At 29.9% G+C, this 959-nt stretch carries 1 protein-coding gene; it reads right to left on the reverse strand.

All coding sequences use genetic code 11. The features are described from left to right. Nucleotides 1-27: 27 nt before the first annotated feature. Entirely contained in the window at nt 28-912 is an 885-nt protein-coding gene (galU, locus tag G3997_RS06555; protein WP_296644659.1) for a UTP--glucose-1-phosphate uridylyltransferase GalU, read from the reverse strand. Between the last annotated feature and the right edge of the window lie 47 nt (nt 913-959).

Consider the following 959-nt stretch of genomic DNA (forward strand, 5'->3'; position numbering starts at 1 on the left):
ATAAAATCTCTTATTATTTTATACTAATTACTTTGATTCTATATCGTTTATAACATTTTTCATATAGTCTAATAAATCATCTCTTAGGTTATCTCTCTTTAAAGCAAAGTCTATAGTAGCTTCTAAGAATCCTAATTTATCACCTACATCATATCTTCTTCCTTCAAAGTTGTATGCATATATTGCTTCTTGCTTAGCTAAAGTTTTGAGAGCATCAGTTAATTGTATTTCTCCACCTTTATCTGGTTCTTGATTTTCTAATATATTAAATATTTCAGGAGTTATTATATATCTTCCAAGTATTGCTATATTTGATGGAGCATCTTCAACATTTGGCTTTTCAACCATATCTTTTACTTTGTATACTCTATCTTCTATATGTTTAACATCAAGTATTCCATACTTGTCAGTATCTTCATTAGCTACTTTTTGTACTCCAAGTACTGATGTTTTATATTCATCATATGCATTTATAAGTTGTTTTAAGCATGGAGTTTCACTATCAACTATATCATCTCCAAGAAGTACTGCAAAAGGCTCATCTCCTATAAAGCTTTTTGCACAATGTATTGCATGACCAAGTCCTTTTGGYTCTTTTTGGCGTATGTAATGGATGTTTACCATGTTTGATATGTCTTGAACCATTTTAAGCATTTCTTTTTTACCTTTTTGCTCAAGCTCTAGTTCTAGTTCTACACTTCTRTCAAAGTGATCTTCTATAGATTTTTTRCTACGACCTGTTACTATTAGTATTTCTTCTATTCCTGAGTCTATTGCTTCTTCTATTATGTATTGTAGTGTTGGTTTATCAACTATTGGAAGCATTTCTTTTGGTTGTGATTTTGTTGCAGGTAAAAATCTTGTTCCCAGTCCTGCTGCTGGTATTATTGCTTTTCTTACACTCTTTTTCATAATCTAACTTTATACCACCATTTATATAAAATTATACTGATTCTACT

Origin of the sequence: Romboutsia sp. 13368 (genome assembly GCF_018336475.1) — a bacterium.
Taxonomy (GTDB): Bacteria; Bacillota; Clostridia; order Peptostreptococcales; family Peptostreptococcaceae; genus Romboutsia.